Genomic DNA, 22,080 nt, shown 5'->3' with positions numbered 1-22,080 from the left:
ATGGCGATCAATATCCTGGCGTAAGGCAGATAAAGGGAAAAATATTGTTAGGTGATAACAAATAGCAGAACGGAATAACGAAGGGGGGAGTGCGGAGGGGGTAAGCTCTCTTCCCGTGCGGGAAGAGAGCCACAGCTTATTTAATTTCCAGCTCGTTCATTGCAGCGATGTTGAAGCCGCCGTCAACGTGAACCACTTCGCCGGAGATACCTGCGGAAAGATCAGAGCACAGGAATGCAGCAGAGTTACCCACATCTTCAATGGTAACGGTACGACGAATCGGGGTAACCGCTTCGCAGTGTGCCAGCATTTTACGGAAATCTTTGATGCCGGACGCCGCCAGGGTACGGATAGGACCCGCAGAGATGGCGTTAACACGCACGCCTTCTGGACCCATTGCGTTTGCCATGTAGCGTACGTTGGCTTCCAGAGACGCTTTCGCCAGACCCATAACGTTGTAGTTAGGGATAGCACGTTCAGCGCCCAGGTAGGACAGGGTCAGCAGGGCTGCACCCGGGTTCAGCATCGCGCGGCAGGATTTTGCCATCGCTACGAAGCTGTAGGAGCTGATGTCGTGAGCGATTTTGAAGCCATCACGGGTAACCGCGTTCACGTAGTCGCCGTCCAGTTGGTCGCCAGGAGCGAAGCCAATGGAGTGAACGAAACCGTCGAATTTCGGCCATGCTTTTGCCAGTTCAGCAAACATGCCGTCGATGCTTTCGTCTTGTGCAACGTCACATTCCAGAACAATGCTGGAACCCAGCTGCGCGGCAAACTCTTCAACACGGCCTTTCAGCTTGTCGTTCTGGTAGGTGAACGCCAGCTCAGCGCCTTCGCGATGCATTGCCTGTGCGATGCCGTATGCGATGGACAGTTTGCTGGCAACGCCAGTCACCAGAATGCGCTTACCGGAAAGAAAACCCATAGCTTTAATCCTTATATTCATTGCTTATTTTGCCTTGTAATTCATAGCGTTACAGGCAGTATTTCAAAATCATTCGAAATTAGCTCGAAATTATAGCCCACTCACGGCCCCTTGTGTCACGATATTTCTCGCCGATCTCTGAAGACGAATGCCCTAAAAGGTGAGGCGCGGGCTGGCGGGGGCTCAAAATTTCAGCATTCGTCCAGTATATCACCCGGCAGCAGCTTCGCCTCATCCAACCAGCGAGGATCCGCTATCCGTCCCTGGCGTCTTCAACGAAACGCGCAACGACAATAAAGAATACCGGGACGAAGAAGATCGCGAGAAGCGTGCCGCTAATCATGCCGCCAAACACCCCGGTGCCGATAGCGTGCTGCGTGCTGTCACTCGCGCCACGCGCCAGCATCAGTGGCACCACCCCTAACGTAAAGGCTAACGATGTCATCAGAATAGGGCGCAGGCGCTGGCTTGCGGCCTGTATCGTTGCCGCCAGCAGGGATTGTCCTTCCCGGTGGAGCTGCCTTGCAAACTCGACAATCAGAATGGCGTTCTTGGCGGAGAGGCCTATCAGGGTAATAAGACCGACCTTAAAGAAAACATCATTCGTCGTGCCCGCAACGGAAACGGCAGCCACCGCACCGATAAGCCCCAGGGGAACGACCAGCATCACCGCAAAGGGAATTGACCAGCTCTCATACAGGGCGGCGAGCACCATGAACACGACCAGTATCGACAGAACGATCAGACCCGGGAGTTGAGATTCGGATTTTCTCTCCTGCAATGAACTCCCGGCCCACTCGCCGGCCATCCCCTGCGGTAAATCTCGTGACAACGTCTCCATGGCCCTCATTGCGGTACCGCTGGATGTGCCCGGGGCCGCACTGCCGGTAATGCGGATAGCAGAATATCCCTGATAACGCGTCAACTGCTGCGGCGCAACGTTCCAGGAAAGCGTCGCAAACGTAGATACTGGCACCATCTGCCCCATACGGTTTTTTACCGATAATTTCAGGATCTGCTCAGGCTGCATGCGGTAAGGGGCATCGGCCTGAATAATGACCTGCTGAACGCGGCCGTTGTTCGGGTAGTCATTAACGTAGTTCGACCCCATGGTGACCGAGAGCGTCTGGTTGATTTCATCGAATGAAACGCCCAGTGCTTCCGCTTTTTCCCGGTCAATGTGAAGGGCCAGACTTGTTCCTTCCGGCAGACCGTCTATATACACGTCACTCAGTTCAGGACGCTGATTAGCCTTCACAACCAGCGCATCGGTCGCACTCTTTAACGCCTCGTAGCCCAGTCCCGCCCTGTCCTGCACGTACCAGGTGAAGCCCGAGGAGGTGCCCATATCCGAAATGGCCGGCGGGAGCAGGCTCATCGTGACGGCATCAGAGACGCTCGCCATGCTGGCCTGTATATGGTCAGCTTCATTTTGTGCAGTCGAACCCTGCCGATCTTTCCAGTCTTTCAGCGTGGTGAAGCCCATGGCCGAATTCGGGCCCGATCCTGAAAAACCAAACCCCAGGATCATAATGTTGCTTTCAATATCCGGCCGGGCCGCAATTTCCTCTTCAAATTTTTTAACCACGTTCAGGGTGCGCTGCATGGTGGCATCGGAAGGCAGCTGAATTGAGGACATAAAATAGCCCTGATCTTCATCCGGCAGAAAGGACGAGGGCAGCGAAGAAAGCCCCAAAAACAGCGCAGCGCAAAGCGCAACGTACAGCAGCAGCATACGCCCGGTTCGTCTTAGCACCGTGCCCAGCCCGGATTCGTACCACCTCGTGAGCGTACGAAAGCGGGCGTTAAACCCTGCCGCGAACCTGCCGCCACCGTGCTTCTCTGCGCTGTGAGGCTTAAGTAGCGTCGCGCAAAGCGCGGGGGTCAGCGTGAGGGCAAGAAATGCCGACAACAGTATCGATACCGCCATGGAGATACAAAATTGTCGATAAATAATCCCGACGGATCCTTCAGCAAACCCCATGGGAATAAAGACGGCGGTAAGTACCAGCGTGATCCCGATAATTGCTGGCGTGATTTCATTCATGGCCTCCCGGGTTGCGTCGCGCGGAGAGCGTTTTTTTTCTTCCATCAGACGCTCAACGTTCTCCACGACCACAATAGCGTCATCTACGATAATCCCTATCGCCAGAACAATGCCGAACATGGTCAGAATATTGATGGAGTATCCACTCAGTAGCATCACCGTGAAGGTGCCAAGAAGTGCGACGGGGGCAACAATCGCCGGGATAAGCGTACAGCGTATCTTGTGCAGAAACAGCAGCATCACGAGGAAGACCAGGACCATCGCTTCTACAAATGTCTGCACCACCTTCATGATGGAAAGCTTCACAAAAGGCGCGGTATCGAAGGGAACCGTAAACATCATTCCTTCCGGCAACACCTGAGAAAGTTCGTCGACGCGCGCGCGTACGCCTGCAGCCGTACTCATCGCATTGGCGCCGGGCGATAACTGGACTGCCGCAGCCGTTGCGGGTACCCCATTTTCGCGGATGCCGAAAGCGTAGCTTTGCAGGCCGGACTCAATGCGTGCGACGTCGGACAGCTTCAGCCTTGCGCCGGACGCCTCTGATTTCAGTGTAATATTCCTGAAAGCCTCTACGGAAGCGAGCTGCCCCTTGACGGCGATCGGATACGTTACGCCTTGCCCTTCAGATGCCGGTTCATCTCCCGTCTTGCCGGGTGAAACCAGGGCATTTTGCTGGCCAACAGCGGTAAGCACATCGCTCACAGAAAGTCCGTAGCTATGAAGCTTCATTGGGTCCAGCCAGATGCGTAGCGCTTTTTCGCCACCAAAAAGCTGAATTTTCCCTACTCCAGGTACGCGGCGAAGTTCGTCGCTGACATGCCGGGCGAAATAATCGCTTAAATCGGCCTCCTCAAATTTACCGGTTGGAGATTTCAATCCCACCATCATTAAAAATCCGGAATTTGCCGCCTCGACGTTGATACCATTTTGCCTGACCGCCTGTGGCAAACGCGGCTCCACAATTTTGATCTGGTTCTGAAGGTCCATCTGCGCCAGCTTGATGTCCGTGCCGGGCTTAAACGTCACGGTAATAGACGCAGAACCGGTTGTGTCACTGGATGATTCGAAGTAGAGCAAATTATCGACGCCAGATATTTCGCGCTCAATTAACGACACCACTGAAGTATTCATAATATCGGGGCTGGCACCCGGGTAGGTGACAGAAATAATGATCCCAGGCGGTGCCACCGCCGGATACTGCGCAACCGGCAGCCGGGGGATAGACAATACACCCGCCAGGACGATAAAAAGCGCCACTACCCAGGCGAAAATGGGACGTTCAATAAAAAAATGAGGCATTAATTTAACTTCCAGATACGTGAATTTCGTCGTCGGTTGACACGCGCTTGCCGGTATCCCTGAGGAGAACGACGGTTATTAGTGAAGTTCATCATTATGGGTAACAGGTATATAACTATTTCAGTGAGTTATTTTTGTTCAAATGGTGTGATGGAGACTCTACAGCTCGCCTGTTTAGCGGACATGGGCGGTTTATGGAGAGAGTGTGGAGCGAAACAGCGCGGTTGTTTAAATCATTCTCATGATGAGGTAAAGCGGTGCACCGCCAAAAAACAGAATTAAATAACACTCGTAGTAAAACACCAGATCGTTAAAATCTGGCGTAGCGTTCAGCAGAACAGTGAACGTAATAATGAGATAAACAAAAATCACCATCAGCCAGAAGGCGATGAGAAGTAATTCTGTGAATGCACCTGCTTTGTTTTGTATTATCAGAGAGACAACCGACAAGGCAATGCAGCCATAGATAATGGGGGAAGAGGGCAGCGTTGCGGCGACTTTTTCATCCATTTTATGCATCAGTATCAGCCACGTATAAAGTAATCCCCACGTTAGCAGCAGGAACAGGGAGAATATGCCGATTTTTTTAGGAGAGAGGTATTTCGAAAGTTCCATGTTCATTATCTCAACCAAATTCAGAAAGCCTTTAAGCGACAGGGGTATTTACTACGTTAAACGGAAGACGGTTTAACTCCGAATAACTATTCTGGACTGTCATTGTCGAGCCTTTATTGACTGAATGTGTAGGCTGTATGGAGAAATTGCCGGACACTTAAATTAACCCAGGAAATTTTCGCGGCCACGGCACTTTTTCCCGGAGCCTGTGTCTTATTGTGCTAAAGATATCTGATAGCGTGCTCAAAGGGATTTCACCCGCGGAGATAAAATGAACAAAAATACTCTAATCCTTGTTGTTGAAGATGAAGACGAAATTGCCGATATATTGATGAGTTACTTGGAGCGTTCAGGGATGAAAACGCTGAGAGCCCGGCAGGGCGAACAGGCGATAGCGCTCAATCGACTCCATAAACCGGATCTTATCTTGCTGGACATCCATTTGCCCCTGTGCGATGGCTGGAGCGTACTCACGACGCTCCGCCAGGAAAGTACCGTGCCTGTTATTATGGTGTCCGCTCTCGATCAGGACGTGGATAAGCTGATGGGGCTGCGGCTTGGCGCGGATGATTACGTCATCAAACCTTTCAACCCATCCGAAGTGGTCGCGCGGGTTGAAGCGGTGCTGCGCAGAACCAAACCGGCTCTCCAGCAGGCGGGGGCCGTGCCTCTCAGGACGCCTTTTATTACGGTCTATCCGGACGATTTCTACGTTGAGGTCACCGCGGGCGAAGAGGTGGTCTCGCCGGTATTAACGACGACGGAATTTAAACTTCTTACTTATCTGGTGAGATACCCGCGTAAGGTCTGTTCCAGGGAAGAGTTACTCAACGCATGTCTGCCGGAGGGCGATACGCTCGACAGAACGGTAGACAGCCATATGAGCAAGCTGCGTAAAAAGCTGGAGCTTGCGGGCCTTTATGGCATTCCTGAAAGTATTCGGGGGATGGGCTATCGGCTTGGGGAGAAAAAATGAACAGAGATTCTGTCCTGAGTCGGCAGATCTTAACGTATATGCTGCTGCTGACGTTTACGATAATTGCCATTGCGGTACTGGGCTCCTGGTTTTTTTACTCTTTTATTCTCGATCACCTCCCCGGCGGCGCCGTTGCGGGTGATGATGAGCAGATGACGATGTGGGACTGGGTGTGGATCGGGACCGCCACAACAATCAGTCTGATAATCGCGATATTTTTAACGATCAAACTTTCTTCGCGAATACTCACCCCGTTAAACGCGGTAGCGTCCAGCCTGAGAAAAATTTCTCAGGGTCAACTGGACGCCCGGGCTTATTGTGCCAGCTCCCGGCTCGGAGAGGTCAATCATCTGGTCACGGATTTCAATGAAATGGCGGAAAAACTCCAGACGCTGGATATTCAGAGGAAATCCTGGAATGCCGCCATTGCCCATGAGCTGAGAACCCCGGTCACGATTTTACGCGGTCGGCTTCAGGGGCTGGTTGACGGCGTCTTTGAGCCGGATCCGCAACTCTTTCATAACCTTCTCAGACAGACTGAGGGGTTAACCCGTTTGATTGAAGATCTCCGGGTGATCAGCTCGGACGGCGGGGCGGGTTATACGTTGTATAAATCCAGAACAGACCTCAAAGGCACAATCCAGGATGCGCTTGATACTTTCATGCCCGAGTTCAAACGCAACCAATTTACGCTTAAGACTGAGCTGAGAGAACAGCGATGCGTGTTCGACCCCTTGCGCATCAATCAGTGTCTGGCCGTTCTGTTTGACAACGCATTACATTATTCAACTTCGCGGAAACTCATCGTAAAAAATGGCGTCTCTGATAAAGGCAATTTTATTCTTATTCAGGATGGCGGGCCGGGCATCCCCAGAGAATTTCATGATTTCTTATTTCAACCCTTCCAGCGGGATAATGGTGCCAGAGAGTTGAATCCTGAAGGATGTGGTTTAGGCTTATCGGTGGTAAAAGCCATCATGCTGGCTCATGGTGGCGACGTAACGTATACCTTATCGAAGCAAAACCACTCCCTGTTCAAGCTGACCTGGCCCGATGCCTGAGCCCTGGCGGGAGGTCAGCCTGGCCTGTCCGCCGATAGCGGCAACTGCCATATAGCGCCTAATTTTGTATCCCACTCCATCGGGGTAATACGCAGTTTGCCTCGTTTTGGGCTTAAGGTTATTTCACTGAAGTAAATTTCATTGCTTTTTAGCATGAGGTCAACGCGGCAGTAGTCAAGGCCATTCGCCAGTTCCTGAGCGGCCAGCAAAGCCTCACGGAACAACCCCGGCTCGCCGGGCGCTACCGGCGTATTAGGGTATTCCATCCGGAAAGGCTGTAAATTCCAGTATCGGTCGTAAACGTTGATAAACTCTCTGCCGCGGTCATCCGTAAAATCGGCCTCAACATAGTGTGCGATGCCGTGAAAACAGTGAATTCGCAGCATTTCCGGCGTGCTGTTCCTGTCCGCATTATTGAAAAGATCGACATAAGGCTCACACAGTATAACGGGTATAATATTTTTGTACTGCCACTCGCGCGTGGTGTAATACAAATTCTTCTTTAATGCGAGATTGAGCTTTTTTCGGGCCTGCCGGTAATTGAACTGGTCTTTGTTTGTACAGATTATTGTGCTACCACTATCATGATTGCACTTAAGGACGAATTGATCGGGCAGTGTTGAAAAATCAATATGCGAAAACCTGCGGTATACTCCAATCAGGGGCACCGCTTTTACTCGCGTTGTTCTGGACGCAACGTATTCACGGACTGCGAGTTTATCGGCAAGCATTGTGTAGAGATTATTATGGTCATAGACCAGTCGATGGCAGATTTTTTCACTCAACGTAGTGGGTGATTTAATGTCAGGGGTTTTCCCTGATGTCTTTTCGAGCCTTGCAGTATGAAAATTAAGGTCCGTCATTAAATATGAACGGCATTTTCTGATGAGATACTCTGCGTATTTCAGAACATAAGTGGCGGTGTTCATTTCTTCTCCTCCGTAATATCCGGATATTCTGGAGAAGAACTGTTGATGGATAGTGCTTAAACTATGGAGCAGGGATGGAGACAAAAAATTAAAGGATTAAATAGCGCGTGCAGACTATTTAATCCTTATTTAAGCGGAGCAATCTGTGTTTACCGCGGCACTTAACGGTCCTTTCTCCACGCATCGGCGGTCAATGCTTCACCGAAATGACCAGCAATCAGCCTTTTCGTCAGCTCATGAAGCGGGGAGGCCATCACATCCGCCGTGCTGCCGCGCTCGACGACTTCCCCCTGGTGCATAACCATCACCTGGTCGCTGATGTGCTTCATCATTCCCAGATGCTGGGTGACGTAGATATACGAGATCCCCTGTTTTTCCTGCAATTCCAGCATCAGGTTAATCAGCTGCGAACGCATCGACATATCCAGCGAGGCAAGCGCTTCGTCAGCAACGATCACTTTCGGGCGCAGAATCAACGCGCGCGCCAGGCCCAGACGCTGTTTCTGACCCGGGGCCAGCATATGCGGGTAGTAGCTTTCATGATCCGGTAACAGCCCAACCATACGCAGGGTTTCGAAGATACGCTTGCGGCGCGCCTCTGGCTCCAGTTCGGTATTCAGACGCAGAGGGAAATCAAGGATCTGCGAAATGCGCTGGCGTGGATTAAGCGAGGTTGACGGATCCTGGAAGATCATGCGGATGCGCTGGCTGCGGAAAGAGTAATCGCCAAACTGCAGAGGATGATCGTCAATCAATACTTCGCCAGCGGTGGGCTCGACCATGCCGGCAAGCATCTTCGCCAGCGTGGATTTGCCGGAGCCGTTTTCGCCAATGATCGCCAGCGTCTGTTTTTCACGCAGGGTAAAACTCAGCGGCTTCACCGCTTCGACAGTCTGACGATGAAACAGCCCCGTGCGGTAGCGAAAGGTCTTACTCAGATTGCGGACTTCCAGCAAGGTTTCGACCATTTCACTCTCTCTCCATGTTCAGCGGGAAATGACAGGCGTAAAGATGATTTTTGGCGCCGGTCAGGCGCGGTGTTTCGATACATTTACGCTGAGCATACGGACAACGCGGCCCCAGACGACAGCCTATTGGCAATGATTCCAGCAGCGGAATCGCCCCGGGCAGGGTATTCAGACGGCTCTTGTGCGGCATGGCGCTGCCAAAATCCGGAATGGCGCGGATAAGCGCCTGCGTGTACGGATGGTGCGGCGCGGTGATCAGGTCTTCACTGGGGGCAGTTTCGACCGTTTGTCCGCAGTACATCACGTCAATTTTATCCGCCCACTTGCTGAGCATTTGCAGGTCATGGCTGATCAGCAATATGGTGGTGTTGTTGTTCTGGTTCAGGCGCGACAGCAGGCGGAAAATTTGCGCCTGCGTGGTTGGCTCCATTGCGTTCGTCGGCTCATCCGCAATCAGCAAACGTGGCTGATTAGCCAGCGCGATGGCAATCATCACTTTCTGGCACTCGCCGTCGGTAAGCTCGTACGGGAAGCTGCGCATCGCGTCTTTATGATCTTTGATCCCGACGCGGTGCAACAGCTCAATGGCGCGGCGTTTGCGCCAGCCGAAACGCTGCCACCAGCGGCCTTTATAGGTCCAGCCGGGAATGTTCTGCATCAGCTGTTTGCCTACGCGCTCGGACGGATCGAGGCAGGACTGTGGCTCCTGGAAAATCATCGAGACGTTATGGCCGACCAGCTTACGCCGCTCGCGCGGGGAGAGGCGCAGCAGGTCGATATCGTCAAACCGCATACGGTCGGCGGTTACGCGCCAGTTATCTTTCGCCACGCCGCAGATAGCTTTGGCGATCAGGCTTTTGCCCGAGCCGGATTCCCCCACCAGCCCGCGAATCTCGCCCTCGGCGAGGGTGATGCTGATGCGATCGACGGCTTTTACCCAGCCTTCACCGGTTTTGAATTCAATGGTGAGGTTGCGAATATCAAGAAGCGGCATTATTGCACCCCCGCGTTAATTGCACGGCGAATACCGTCGCCCAGCAGGTTGATCAGCAACACGCTTACCATAATCGCCGCCCCCGGCAGCATAACCGTCCACGGTGCCACGTAGATCAATTCCAGCGCGTCACCGAGCATCGCCCCCCATTCAGGGGACGGCAGCTGCGCGCCGAGGTCGAGGAAACCGAGCGCAGCGATGTCCAGGATCGCCATCGACAGCGCCCGGGTGATTTCGGTGACCAGCCCGGCAGCGATGTTTGGCAGAACGGCAAACCACAGAATGTTGAAGGTCGTCGCACCGTCCAGACGGGCCGCAACGACATACTCTTTTTCCAGCTCGTCATGCACCATGCTGTAAACCGAGCGCACGATGCGGGGCAGGATAGCCAGCCAGACGGCGAACATGGCATGTGACAGATGCGGGCCGGCAAAGGCAACCACGATGATTGCCAGCAGCAGAGAAGGAATCGACAGCAGCGTGTCCAGAATGTGGTTCAGCACCGCCGAGCGAAGGCCATGCGTGGAGCCCGCGAAAATACCGAGCGCGAGTCCACAGATCGTCGCCGCGAGCGTCACGACAAACGCGCCGCCCACCGTCGGGGCGGCCCCGCTTAACAGACGGCTTAACACGTCGCGTCCGAGGTCGTCAGTGCCGAGGAAGAAAGAGACTTCGCCGTAGCGAGACCAGGAAGGCGGCAGCAGCTGATAGCCAAGGAACTGCTGATCGATGCCATAAGGCGCAAACCACGAGCCAAAGAGGCAAAGCAATACCAGACCGGCACAGCCATAAAGACCAATCATTGCCGTGGTGTCACCATAGAACTTACGCCACACGGTACGCAGCGCACCGGGCGTGCGCTTTTCACTGTATACGTTATCGTAAGGCATACCATTCCTTATGCTTCAATGGGTTAGCCATCGCACCCAAAATATCGGACAACACGTTAACAATAATGACCAGCGAACCAATCACCATCACACCCGCTGAGATAGCGGCGTAATCCTGCTGGCGGATGGCGTTAATCAGCCAGCGTCCCAGCCCTGGCCAGCTAAAGACCATCTCGGTGATCATGGCCAGCGTAAGCATGGTGGAGAACTGCAGCCCAAGACGCGGAATCACCGGCGGCAGAGCGTTGTGCAGGACGTTGCGGCGCAGTATGGTCAGGCGCGATAATCCGCGCGTGGCAGCAGCTTTGACATAGTTCTGCTCAAACACCTCGATGGTGCTCAGGCGCATCAGGCGGATCACCTCGGTCGTCGGCGCAACCGCCAGCGTCAGCACCGGCAATACCATATGGCGCAGGGCGCTGACGATCATCTCATGGCGCCACACCGAATCGGAAAGCCACGCGTCAATGATGGCAAAACCCGTCACCGTTTTAACCGTATAGAGCAGGTCAAAACGGCCAGAGACCGGCAGCCAGCCCATCGTCAGCGAGAAGAATAGCGTCAGCAGCAGCGCCAGCCAGAATACCGGGATAGAGAAGCCGAGCAGGGCGAGGGCGCTGATAAACTTATCCTGCCATTTGTTGCGGTAGATCCCGGCCAGCATGCCCACGGGGATACCCACCATCAGGGCAAAGCCGAAGGCCAGAATGCACAGCTCCATCGTGGCCGGGAACACCTCTTTCAACTGCTCGGAGATAAGCTGCCCATTTATGCTCGACACGCCGAAATCCCAGTGCAGCAGACCGTTAAACCAGAACAGCCAGGCATCCCACAGCGATGAGCCCTGAAGCGGGGCGTGCGGCGTAAAATAGCTCAGGCTGAAGCCGACAAAGGTCAGCAGAAAGAGCGTCACCAGCAGCAGCAGGAGTCGACGTAAGGTAAAAATAATCATGGTTTTTTCACCTCTTGTTCTTTTTCGCGCGACACGCCGGCGAACGAGGCGTTGCCGAACGGACTCAGCACCAGACCTTTAATATCGTAGCGATAGGCCTGAAGACGCAGGGAAGAGGCCAGCGGTAGCACGGGCAGTTCCTGAGCGAGGATCTTCTGCGCTTCATCATAGGCGTCAATGCGCGAGGCCAGCTGTTGGGAAGAGAGCGCTTTTTGCAGCACGGCGTCAAACTCCCGGTTACACCAGTGAGCGTAGTTAGTCTGCGAATTTATCGCCGCACAGCTCAGCAGCGGCCGGAAGAAGCTGTCCGGGTCGTTACTGTCGGTGGCCCAGCCTGTCAGGGTGAGATCGTGATTCATGTCCATCAGGCGCGCCTCCTGAAAACGGCCCTCAACCGGTACAATGATCACTTTGACGCCCACCTGCGCCATATCCGCCTGCAGCAGCTCGGCGGTTTTCAGCGGGCTCGGGTTCCACGCCTGGGAACTGGTTGGCACCCAAAGCTGGAGCGTCAGGTTTTCTGCGCCAAGCGCCTTCAGCTGTTCACGCGCTTTTGCCGGATTGTATTCCGTAATTTTAGCCTCACCGTCGTAGGCCCACGAGGCGCGCGGTAAAATTGATGCTGCGGTTTCTGCCGTGCCGTAGTAGATCGACTGCATCAGGCGCTGATTGTTAATTGCCAGCGCCAGCGCGTGGCGAACGGCAGGGTTGTTCAACGGCGGCTTATCGGTGTTAAAGGCCAGATAAGCGATGTTCATACCCGGGCGTAACGTCAGACGCAGACGCGGATCGTCGCGTAAAATCGTGAGCTGGCTGGCGGCAGGCCAGGCGAGAACGTCACACTCCCCGGTGAGTAGTTTCGAGAGCCGTCCCGTTCCGCCAGAACCGAGATCGACCACCACCTGCGGCATCAGCGGCGTGCCGCGCCAGAAATGTTCGTGACGCTGCAGGCGAATATATTGCCCCGCGCGGTATTCGGCCAGCTGGAACGGCCCGGTACCGACCGGCTGGCGGTCGAGCAGCTCCTGGCGATCTTTTTTCGTCAGCTTCGCCGCGTATTCGGCGGACATGACGGATGCATAGTGGGTCGCCAGGTGCCAGAGGAAGGAGGCATCCGGGCGCGCCAGCGTAAATTCAACCGTCCGGCTGTCCAGCTTGCGCACGCTTTTAACAGTGTCTGCAAACTGCAGACTGTCGAAATAGGGGAAATTATCCCCGTTAACGTTATGCCACAGGTGGTTACGATTAAAGATGCGCTGGAAGGTGAAGACAACGTCATCCGCGTTCAGCTTGCGCGTGGGGGTAAACCACGGCGTGCGCTGAAACGCGACATCGTCGCGCAGGCGAAAACGGTAGGTTGCACCGTTGTCCAGGACTTCCCAGCTTTCCGCAAGTTCAGGCACCAGGCGGTAGGTGTACGGGTCGACATCAAGCAGGCGGTCATACAGCTGCGCGGCGAGCGTATCCACAATAAGGCCGCTGCCCGCTTTTTGCGGGTTAAAGGTATCTACCTGGCCGCTCACGCAATAAACGAAGCCGCTGTCACGGATGTCAGGCTGCGTAGTTTGCCCGGGCGCAGCAAACGCCAGGCCGCTGAACAGACCGAGTGCAAAAAAGGACGATAAAACCAGACGCATAATTTTTAAGGTTTTTAGGTTCGATCTGCAAAGTGTATCGCACTTACGCCTGCTTCGTAAAAATGTCTGCGGGCAAGTGCCGATATTGTCAGCGCATTTGATGCTTTTTGAGCAATGCCCGTAACTGATGGTAGGTCAGGCCCAGAAGTTCAGCCGCCCGTTTCTGGTTATATTTCGCCGCCTTCAGACTTTGCTCAAGCAGCTGTTGCTCCTGGTCGTGCTGGAGCTGGCGTAAATCCAGCGGGAGCGTTGGGGCGTCGCCTGAAGACGATGGCATGGGTAGCGATGGCGCATTGCGCTGAAAAGGATCGATAATGATATTGTCCAGCTCCGTCTCGCTGCTGCCGTGGCGGTATACAGAACGCTCCACAACGTTCTTCAGCTCGCGGATATTTCCCGGCCAGCGGTAGGCCAGTAGCGTCTCCCGCGCATAATCGCTGAAGCCGGGGAACAGGGGGAGGCCGAGCTCGCGGCACATCTGGATCGCAAATTGTTCAGCCAGCAGCATGATGTCGCTTCTCCGATCGCGCAGGGGCGGAAGCTGGACGACGTCAAAGGCCAGACGGTCAAGCAGATCGGCACGGAATTTCTCCTCCGCAACCATCTCCGGCAGATTGGCGTTGGTGGCGCAGACCAGGCGCACGTTAACCTGCAGCGGTTGGCTGCCGCCGACGCGTTCCAGTTCGCCATACTCAATGACGCGCAGCAGTTTTTCCTGCACCAGCATCGGCGCGGTGGCGAGTTCATCAAGGAACAGGGTACCGCCGTCGGCGCGCTCAAAACGCCCCGGATGACGCTTCTGAGCGCCGGTAAATGCCCCCGCCTCGTGGCCGAACAGCTCGGTGTCGAGCAGGTTTTCATTCAGCGCCGCACAGTTAAGAGAAATGAAGGGGCCGTCCCAGCGTCCGGATAAGTAGTGCAGACGGTTGGCAATCAGTTCCTTACCCGTGCCGCGCTCGCCGATAATCAGCACCGGTTTGTTGAGCGGCGCAAGGCGAGAAACCTGTTCCAGCACCTCAAGAAAACTGTTGGCTTCGCCGAGTAAGTTATCTTTATATTGAGCCATGATGAAATTAACCACTCCTTAGCGATATTCACCAGGTCAGCATAGTTCTGTAATGAATAAAAATCAATCACTCCTTGGAAAATCAATAAGATAAAAAGTTGGCACGGGAATTGTATCATCAGTACAGCAGGGCATAGCCCGATAACAGAACTATGAGGATTTGATTATGGGTATTTTTTCTCGTTTTGCCGACATCGTGAACGCCAACATCAACTCGCTGCTGGAGAAAGCGGAAGATCCGCAGAAGCTGGTGCGCCTGATGATTCAGGAGATGGAAGACACGCTGGTTGAAGTGCGTTCTACCTCCGCCCGTGCGCTGGCTGAGAAAAAACAGTTAACGCGCCGTATTGAGCAGGCCACCGCTCAGCTCAATGAATGGCAGGAAAAAGCGGAACTCGCCCTGCGCAAAGATAAAGAAGATCTGGCACGCGCGGCGTTAATTGAAAAGCAGAAGCTGGCGGAGATGATCGCTACGCTTGAGCATGAAGTAACGCTGGTGGACGACACGCTCACCCGCATGAAGAAAGAGATTGGTGAGCTGGAAAATAAACTGAGCGAAACCCGGGCGCGTCAGCAGGCGCTGACCCTGCGTCATCAGGCGGCAAGCTCTTCTCGCGACGTGCGTCGTCAGCTGGACAGCGGCAAGCTGGATGAGGCCATGGCGCGTTTTGAGTCATTTGAGCGTCGTATCGATCAGATGGAAGCGGAAGCTGAGAGCCACAGCATGGGTAAGCAAAAGTCGCTGGATCAACAGTTTGCCGACCTGAAAGCGGACGATGAAATCAGCGAGCAGCTGGCGGCATTGAAAGCCAAAATGAAGCAAGATAACCAATAATAATGTTGCGGCACCTGAGCGTGCCGCTAAGCATCCTACGACAAGGAGTACACATGAGCGCGCTTTTCCTGGCCATTCCCCTGACGATTTTCGTGCTGTTTGTTTTGCCGATTTGGTTATGGCTGCACTACAGCAACCGGTCATCGCGGGATGATTTATCCCAGAGTGAACAACAACGTCTGGCGCAGCTTACCGAGCAGGCGAATAAGATGCGCGATCGCATTCAGGCGCTGGAAGCTATCCTGGATGCAGAACATCCTAACTGGAGGGACCGTTAATGTCAGGACTAAATCTGAATAAAAAATTGTGGCGAATTCCACAGCAGGGCATGGTGCGCGGCGTTTGCGCCGGGCTGGCCCATTATCTTGACGTTCCGGTCAAACTGGTTCGCGTGGTCACGGTGCTGTCGATATTTTTTGGCCTGGCGTTTATCACTTTCGTGGCATACATCGTTCTGTCGTTTGTACTTGACCCGATGCCGGAAGGAGAGCTGGCTGCCGAAGGCGCGCCTACCAGTAACGATCTTCTCAATGCGGTTGACGATCAATTGGCAGCCGGTGAGAAGCGGTTGCGTGAGATGGAGCGTTATGTCACATCCGATACCTTTACGCTGAGAAGTCGTTTTCGTCAGCTTTAAGAGAGAATATACATGAAGAAAAACTGGCAGCAGGCCGGTCAGAAGGTAAAACCCGGCCTGAAAATCGCAGGTAAACTGGTTCTGATGACGGCGTTGCGTTACGGCCCGGCAGGTGTGGCGGGCTGGGCGATCAAATCTGTTGCCCGCAAGCCGGTCAGAATGTTGCTGGCCGTAGCCCTTGAACCCCTGTTGCAAAAAGCGGCAAAGCGCCTGTCACGCCGCTACCTATCCCGATAATTTACGCTCGCGTTAGCCCTTTCTCTCCCTGGAAGGGCAACGACATTTCATCCTTTCCCCTCACTTTCTTTGCGGCAGCTCACATTACTGCACAGAGCTGCTTTGTAATTGCGTTTTTCAGCCTCCCGGTTCGTTGACAGATATTTTTCAGGGGAGTAGATTGCCTTTCGTGGGACCGCTACCATGGAAAATAATGTGAACGCAAAAATTAAAAATCTTATCAATCATATTTACGGTGAATCATTTTCTGAAGCACATTTTAAAATGTTATTAACAAAGCTTGAACAAGCTGCTGTTGATATTACAGGAAAGCGTAAATCAGGCTGGGATGAAAAAGATGTTGTTCTGATTACCTACGCCGATCAGTTCTCCGCGAAAGGGGAGAAAGCGTTGCCGGTATTTACCCGCTTTTATAATGAGTGGCTTGCCCGCACGTTTTCCCATGTCCACCTTTTACCTTTTTATCCGTGGTCCTCTGATGACGGGTTTTCCGTTATTGATTACCACAACGTTGCGCCTGAAACCGGAACCTGGCAAGACGTTGCTGATTTAAAACAGTCCGCCAGTTTAATGTTTGATTTCGTGTGCAACCATATGTCAGCAAAAAGTGAATGGTTTGCTAATTATCTTGCGCAGAAACCTGGCTACGAAGATTTCTTTATTGCTGTCGATCCTGAAACCGATTTATCTGCGGTAACGCGTCCTCGCGCATTACCGTTGCTGACGCCATTTACGCTGCATGATGGCAGCGTGCGTCATCTTTGGACCACCTTCAGTGATGACCAGATCGATCTCAACTTCGCCTCGCCTCAGTTGCTGATTGCGATGGTTGACGTGCTGCTCCATTACCTGGCGGAAGGGGCGCGTTATATCCGTCTGGATGCCGTCGGGTTTATGTGGAAAATCCCTGGAACAAGCTGCATCCATCTGGAACAGACCCACTGTCTTATCCAGCTTTTCCGTGCCATTACCGAGGCCGTGGCACCAGGAACGGTGATCATTACTGAGACTAACGTTCCTCATAAGGACAATATCTCTTACTTCGGTGACGGTGAAAATGAAGCCCAGATGGTCTATCAGTTCTCCTTGCCACCGCTGGTGCTGCATGCAGTGCACTGTCAGGATGTTAAAGCTCTCTGTCAGTGGGCGGGATCGCTGGCGCTGCCTTCAACAAAAACTACCTGGTTCAACTTCCTGGCGTCTCATGACGGTATCGGTCTGAACCCGCTGCGCGGCATTTTGCCGGAATCAGAAATCCTCGCACTGGTTGAGAAACTTCAGCAGGAAGGGGCACTGGTCAACTGGAAAAATAATCCTGACGGAACGCGCAGTCCTTACGAAATCAATGTGACCTATCTTGACGCGTTAAGTGCGCAAAACAGTTCCGATGATGAACGCATTGCGCGCTTTATTCTGGCGCATGCGGTACTGTTAAGTTTCCCAGGCGTACCTGCCGTTTATATTCAAAGCATTCTTGGCTCCCGTAACGATTATGAAGGGGTCGAGCGCCTCGGCTATAACCGCGCGATAAACCGCAAGAAATATACTGCGGGTCAGGTTGATCTTGAACTTAATAATAAAAATAGCATTCGTCATAAGATTTATTCCCGTTTAAGCGAATATATTGCGATCCGACGTGGGGAAAGTGCGTTTCACCCTGATGCACAGGCAATTTTTGAATCACTGGATGAACAAATTCTTAAAATTGTTCGCGTGGCTGAAAATGGTGAGAGAATTACAGCGCTGTTTAATTTTAGTAATAACGTTCATACCGTTTATGGGGACACGCTTACTGGTATGGAATTACTATCAGGACAAGCTGTTAGCGGTAAAGAACTGACCCTCAATCCATGGCAGGTTATGTGGATTAAAGAAAACTAAAAAGGACCCTAAAATGAAAATGCCCAAAATTGTGCTGTTATCAGCGCTGGTTTCGTGCGCCCTGTTATCAGGCTGTAAGGATGATAAAGCGTCTGCTGTGACCATTGAGTTCATGCACTCGTCAGTAGAGCAGGAGCGTCAGGCGGTTATTACGAAACTGATCGAAAAATTCGAGAAAGAAAACCCTGGCATTACGGTGAAGCAGGTACCGGTGGAAGAAGACGCCTACAACACCAAGGTGATTACGCTCGCCAGAACGGGCGCGCTGCCTGAAGTGATTGAAGTCAGCCATGATTACGCGAAAGTCATGGATAAGGAACAGCTGCTGGATCGCAAGGCTGTCGGCGACGTCATTAAAGCGGTAGGCGAAAAGACCTTCTATGACGGGATCCTGCGCGTTGTACGTACCGAAGACGGTACAGCCTGGACGGGCGTGCCGATGAGCGCCTGGCTGTCCGGCGTCTGGTATCACAAAGATGTGCTTGCTGCCGCGGGTATCCAGGAGCCGCATAACTGGGAACAGCTGCTGAACGCCAGCCAGAAACTTAACGACCCGGCCAGGAAACATTACGGCATTGCACTGCCCACCGCGGAAAGCGTCATGACCGAGCAGGCGTTCTCTCAGTTTGCGCTGTCCGGCGGCGCGAACGTTTTTGATGCCAACGGAAAGGTTGAAATTGATACCCCTGAAATGGCGAAAGCACTGGCGTTCTATAAAGCGCTGGCCGCGACCACCATGCCGGGCTCGAATGACGTTATGGAGATCAAAGATGCCTTCATGAACGGTTCTGCACCGATGGCCGTCTATTCCACCTACATCCTGCCGGCAGTATTCCAGGATGGTAACCCTGCCAACCTTGGCTTCGTCGTGCCTACAGAAAAGTCCTCTGCCGTTTACGGCATGGTCACGTCGCTGACGATCACCACCGGCCAAAGCGAAGAAGAAACGCAAGCGGCTGAAAAGTTTGTGACGTGGATGGAGCAGGCTCAAAACGCAACCGACTGGGTCATGATGTCGCCGGGCGCGGCGCTGCCGGTGAACACGCTGGTGGTAGGCACGGACACCTGGAAAAACAACGACGTGATTAAAGCGTTTGGGCAACTGCCTTATGAGCTGATCGCCCAGTTCCCGAACGTGCAGGTATTTGGCGCTGTCGGCGACAAAAACTTCACGCGCATGGGCGATGTGACAGGCTCCGGCATTATCAGCTCCATGGTGCATAACGTCACTGTGGGTAAACAAGATCTCAGCGCAACGCTTAGCAAGAGCCAAAAGCGACTGACTGACCTGATTTCACAACGATAGGAGCGCTCTGCGGAAGGAAATTATGAAGACGTTGTTTTCTGGTCGTTCAGATATGCCTTTCGCCATGCTGCTGTTGGCCCCCAGCCTGATTTTGCTGGGGGGCCTGGTGGCCTGGCCAATGATTTCCAATATTGAAATCAGTTTTTTACGTCTGCCGCTTAACCCGCGTATTGATGCGGTGTTCGTCGGCCTGGATAACTACATCCGCATTCTGGGGGATGCTGCGTTCTGGCATTCACTGTGGATGACGTTCTGGTATACGGCGCTGGTCGTGCTCGGCAGCACCGGGCTGGGGCTTGCCGTCGCCATCTTCTTTAACCGTGAGTTTCGTCTGCGTAAGACGGCGCGTTCGCTGGTGATTTTATCCTACGTGACGCCGTCTATTTCCCTGGTGTTTGCCTGGAAATACATGTTCAACAACGGCTACGGAATCGTGAACTATTTGGGCGTCGATCTGCTGCATCTGTATGACCAGGCGCCGCTCTGGTTCGACAACCCTGGCAGCAGCTTTGTGCTGGTGGTGCTGTTCGCCATCTGGCGTTACTTCCCGTATGCCTTTATCTCATTCCTGGCAATTTTGCAGACCATTGATAAATCGTTGTACGAAGCGGCAGAGATGGATGGGGCAAACGCCTGGCAGCGTTTCCGTATCGTCACGTTGCCCGCCATCATGCCTGTGCTGGCAACGGTGGTCACGCTGCGAACTATCTGGATGTTCTACATGTTTGCGGATGTTTATCTGCTGACCACGAAGGTCGATATTCTGGGCGTGTATCTCTATAAAACCGCCTTTGCATTCAACGATCTGGGTAAAGCAGCCGCCATTTCCGTTGTGCTGTTTGTGATCATCTTCGCCGTCATTCTGCTGACCAGAAAAAGGGTAAACCTCAATGGCAACAAATAAACGCATACTGGGCCGTATTGGTTTCTATCTGGGGCTGGCGGTATTTCTGATTATCACGCTGTTCCCGTTCTTCGTGATGCTGATGACGTCATTCAAGAGCGCGAAAGAGGCCATATCGCTGAATCCGACTATTCTGCCGCAGGCGTGGACGCTTCAGCATTATGTCGACATCTTTAACCCGCTGATCTTCCCGTTTGTGGATTACTTCCGCAACAGCATGGTGGTGTCGCTGACGTCGTCGGTAATTGCGGTGTTTCTCGGCACGCTGGGCGCTTACGCCTTGTCCAAGCTGCGTTTTAAAGGACGCACGACGATCAATGCGAGCTTCTACACCGTCTATATGTTCTCCGGGATATTGCTGGTGGTGCCGCTGTTCAAAATCATTACCGCGCTCGGCATTTATGACACTGAACTGGCGCTGATTATCACCATGGTGACCCAGACATTGCCTACGGCGGTATTCATGCTGCGCAGCTATTTCGACACCATTCCGGACGAAATAGAAGAGGCCGCGATGATGGATGGTCTGAACCGACTGCAAATCATCTTCCGCATTACCGTGCCGCTGGCCATTTCCGGTCTCGTGTCGGTGTTTGTTTACTGCTTCATGGTGGCATGGAACGACTACCTGTTTGCCTCCATTTTCCTGTCCAGTGCCAGCAACTTTACTCTGCCGGTCGGGCTGAACACGCTCTTTAGTACGCCAGATTATATCTGGGGTCGCATGATGGCGGCATCGCTGGTGACGGCGCTTCCGGTAGTCATCATGTACGCACTCTCTGAACGTTTTATTAAAAGTGGTTTGACCGCCGGTGGCGTCAAGGGCTAAGGCGGCCAATTTTTTTTATCAGGAGCAAGTTATGAAGAAGTTAGTTGCGACAGCGCCACGCGTGGCGGCGCTGGTGGAGTATGAAGACCGTGCTGTGGAAGCACATGAAGTGAAAATTCGCGCCCGCTTTGGCGCCCCGAAGCACGGAACGGAAGTCGTGGATTTCCGCGCGGCAAGCCCGTTTATTGATGAAGAGTTCAACGCAGAGTGGCAGATGTTCACGCCGCGTGAAGAGGGCGCTGCGCGCGGTATCGAATTCGGTAAGTTCCAGCTGGGTAACATGATCGTTGGCGACATTATTGAATGCGGTGCAGACGTGACGGAATACCAGGTCGGCGACAGCGTCTGCTGCTACGGCCCGCTGCAGGAAACGGTCATCGTTAACGCGGTGAACAACTATAAGCTGCGTAAAATGCCGCAGGGCGCGTCCTGGAAGAATGCCGTTTGCTACGATCCGGCGCAGTTCGCCATGAGCGGCGTGCGTGATGCCAACGTCCGCGTGGGTGACTTTGTTGTCGTGGTCGGTCTGGGAGCCATTGGACAGATTGCAATTCAGCTGGCGAAAAAAGCCGGTGCGTCAGTGGTTATCGGCGTTGATCCTATTGAACATCGCTGTGAGATCGCTCGTCGTCACGGTGCGGACCACTGCCTGAATCCAATCGGTACCGATGTGGGTCTGGAAATTAAAAAGCTGACCGGCAAGCAGGGCGCAGACGTGATCATCGAAACCAGCGGGTTTGCGGATGCACTGCAGTCTGCGCTGCGCGGACTCGCCTATGGCGGAACCATTTCCTACGTGGCGTTCGCCAAGCCGTTTGCCGCGGGTTTCAACCTCGGCCGCGAAGCGCATTTCAACAATGCGAAGATTGTCTTCTCCCGCGCCTGCAGTGAACCCAACCCGGACTATCCGCGCTGGAGCCGCAAGCGTATCGAAGAGACCTGCTGGGAATTGCTGATGAACGGTTATCTGAATTGTGAAGATCTGATCGACCCGGTCGTGACCTTCGCCACCAGCCCGGAGAGCTATATGAAGTATGTCGATCAGCACCCGGAACTCAGTATCAAAATGGGCGTCACTTTTTAAGCTAA

Annotated in this window: 21 protein-coding genes; 11 read left to right on the top strand and 10 right to left on the bottom strand. The window is 53.4% G+C overall.

Going from position 1 to position 22,080, the window contains the following annotated elements:
- Nucleotides 1–136 precede the first annotated feature (136 nt).
- From fabI to HBM95_12590, 3 genes are all read right to left on the bottom strand, one after another.
- Nucleotides 137–925, bottom strand: coding sequence for an enoyl-ACP reductase FabI (gene fabI, locus HBM95_12600; GenBank protein NIH43769.1), 789 nt, complete (start codon nt 923–925; stop codon nt 137–139).
- Nucleotides 926–1,178: 253 nt separating this feature from the next.
- Nucleotides 1,179–4,274 carry a multidrug efflux RND transporter permease subunit gene (locus HBM95_12595; GenBank protein ID NIH43768.1) on the bottom strand — a complete coding sequence of 1,032 codons (3,096 nt, stop codon included), beginning with the start codon at nt 4,272–4,274 and terminating at the stop codon, nt 1,179–1,181.
- 228 nt (nt 4,275–4,502) lie between these two features.
- Nucleotides 4,503–4,889 (bottom strand): transporter, encoded by a 387-nt coding sequence (locus HBM95_12590; protein NIH43767.1) that lies wholly within the window; start codon nt 4,887–4,889, stop codon nt 4,503–4,505.
- 271 nt (nt 4,890–5,160) lie between these two features.
- Here HBM95_12590 and HBM95_12585 point away from each other — a divergent pair, with 271 nt between their 5' ends.
- Both HBM95_12585 and HBM95_12580 read left to right on the top strand, forming a co-directional pair.
- A complete protein-coding gene (locus tag HBM95_12585; GenBank protein ID NIH43766.1) occupies nt 5,161–5,865 on the top strand; it encodes a response regulator transcription factor in 705 nt (234 codons plus the stop codon).
- Nucleotides 5,862–6,926 (top strand): HAMP domain-containing histidine kinase, encoded by a 1,065-nt coding sequence (locus HBM95_12580; GenBank protein ID NIH43765.1) that lies wholly within the window; start codon nt 5,862–5,864, stop codon nt 6,924–6,926. The genes HBM95_12585 and HBM95_12580 overlap by 4 nt, the downstream gene beginning before the upstream one ends.
- A gap of 14 nt (nt 6,927–6,940) precedes the next feature.
- On the opposite strand, the gene HBM95_12575 is transcribed toward HBM95_12580, so the two are convergent.
- The 7 genes from HBM95_12575 to pspF form a co-directional block, all read right to left on the bottom strand.
- A complete protein-coding gene (locus HBM95_12575; GenBank protein NIH43764.1) occupies nt 6,941–7,855 on the bottom strand; it encodes a glycosyl transferase in 915 nt (304 codons plus the stop codon).
- A 161-nt stretch (nt 7,856–8,016) separates the two neighbouring features.
- Nucleotides 8,017–8,823, bottom strand: a complete 807-nt coding sequence (gene sapF, locus HBM95_12570; protein ID NIH43763.1) for a peptide ABC transporter ATP-binding protein SapF — start codon at nt 8,821–8,823, stop codon at nt 8,017–8,019.
- Nucleotide 8,824: 1 nt separating this feature from the next.
- Entirely contained in the window at nt 8,825–9,817 is a 993-nt protein-coding gene (sapD, locus tag HBM95_12565; GenBank protein ID NIH43762.1) for a peptide ABC transporter ATP-binding protein SapD, read from the bottom strand.
- Complete coding sequence (sapC, locus tag HBM95_12560; protein NIH43761.1) at nt 9,817–10,707, bottom strand: peptide ABC transporter permease SapC; 891 nt, start codon at nt 10,705–10,707, stop codon at nt 9,817–9,819. The genes sapD and sapC overlap by 1 nt, the downstream gene beginning before the upstream one ends.
- Nucleotides 10,694–11,659, bottom strand: coding sequence for a peptide ABC transporter permease SapB (gene sapB, locus HBM95_12555; protein NIH43760.1), 966 nt, complete (start codon nt 11,657–11,659; stop codon nt 10,694–10,696). The genes sapC and sapB overlap by 14 nt, the downstream gene beginning before the upstream one ends.
- Nucleotides 11,656–13,296: a peptide ABC transporter substrate-binding protein SapA gene (sapA, locus tag HBM95_12550; GenBank protein ID NIH43759.1), complete on the bottom strand. Its 1,641-nt coding sequence runs from the start codon at nt 13,294–13,296 to the stop codon at nt 11,656–11,658. Before sapA ends, sapB begins: the two co-directional genes overlap by 4 nt.
- An 88-nt stretch (nt 13,297–13,384) precedes the next feature.
- On the bottom strand, nt 13,385–14,377 hold the full coding sequence (pspF, locus tag HBM95_12545; GenBank protein NIH43758.1) for a phage shock protein operon transcriptional activator: 993 nt from the start codon (nt 14,375–14,377) through the stop codon (nt 13,385–13,387).
- A gap of 151 nt (nt 14,378–14,528) precedes the next feature.
- On the opposite strand from pspF, the gene pspA reads away from it, so the two are divergent.
- The 9 genes from pspA to HBM95_12500 all read left to right on the top strand — a co-directional run bounded on the left by pspA (nt 14,529) and on the right by HBM95_12500 (nt 22,075).
- Entirely contained in the window at nt 14,529–15,197 is a 669-nt protein-coding gene (gene pspA, locus HBM95_12540) for a phage shock protein PspA (GenBank protein NIH43757.1), read from the top strand.
- Nucleotides 15,198–15,250: 53 nt separating this feature from the next.
- Entirely contained in the window at nt 15,251–15,475 is a 225-nt protein-coding gene (pspB, locus tag HBM95_12535) for an envelope stress response membrane protein PspB (protein NIH43756.1), read from the top strand.
- Complete coding sequence (pspC, locus tag HBM95_12530) at nt 15,475–15,834, top strand: envelope stress response membrane protein PspC (GenBank protein ID NIH43755.1); 360 nt, start codon at nt 15,475–15,477, stop codon at nt 15,832–15,834. The genes pspB and pspC overlap by 1 nt, the downstream gene beginning before the upstream one ends.
- Before the next feature lie 12 nt (nt 15,835–15,846).
- Nucleotides 15,847–16,071 (top strand): phage shock protein PspD, encoded by a 225-nt coding sequence (pspD, locus tag HBM95_12525; GenBank protein NIH43754.1) that lies wholly within the window; start codon nt 15,847–15,849, stop codon nt 16,069–16,071.
- A 195-nt stretch (nt 16,072–16,266) separates the two neighbouring features.
- On the top strand, nt 16,267–17,952 hold the full coding sequence (locus tag HBM95_12520; GenBank protein NIH43753.1) for a sugar phosphorylase: 1,686 nt from the start codon (nt 16,267–16,269) through the stop codon (nt 17,950–17,952).
- A gap of 13 nt (nt 17,953–17,965) precedes the next feature.
- On the top strand, nt 17,966–19,258 hold the full coding sequence (locus HBM95_12515; protein NIH43752.1) for a carbohydrate ABC transporter substrate-binding protein: 1,293 nt from the start codon (nt 17,966–17,968) through the stop codon (nt 19,256–19,258).
- Between the two features lie 22 nt (nt 19,259–19,280).
- On the top strand, nt 19,281–20,162 hold the full coding sequence (locus tag HBM95_12510) for a sugar ABC transporter permease (protein ID NIH43751.1): 882 nt from the start codon (nt 19,281–19,283) through the stop codon (nt 20,160–20,162).
- Nucleotides 20,149–20,991: a carbohydrate ABC transporter permease gene (locus HBM95_12505; GenBank protein ID NIH43750.1), complete on the top strand. Its 843-nt coding sequence runs from the start codon at nt 20,149–20,151 to the stop codon at nt 20,989–20,991. The genes HBM95_12510 and HBM95_12505 overlap by 14 nt, the downstream gene beginning before the upstream one ends.
- Nucleotides 20,992–21,022: 31 nt before the next feature.
- Nucleotides 21,023–22,075 carry a zinc-binding alcohol dehydrogenase gene (locus HBM95_12500; protein NIH43749.1) on the top strand — a complete coding sequence of 351 codons (1,053 nt, stop codon included), beginning with the start codon at nt 21,023–21,025 and terminating at the stop codon, nt 22,073–22,075.
- Nucleotides 22,076–22,080: the final 5 nt, after the last annotated feature.

The sequence above is a fragment of the Enterobacter asburiae genome (assembly GCA_011754535.1).
Taxonomy (GTDB): Bacteria; Pseudomonadota; Gammaproteobacteria; order Enterobacterales; family Enterobacteriaceae; genus Enterobacter; species Enterobacter cloacae_N.
The sequence above is the reverse complement of the archived record's forward strand: the minus strand, read 5'-3'. Positions and strand labels throughout refer to the sequence as shown.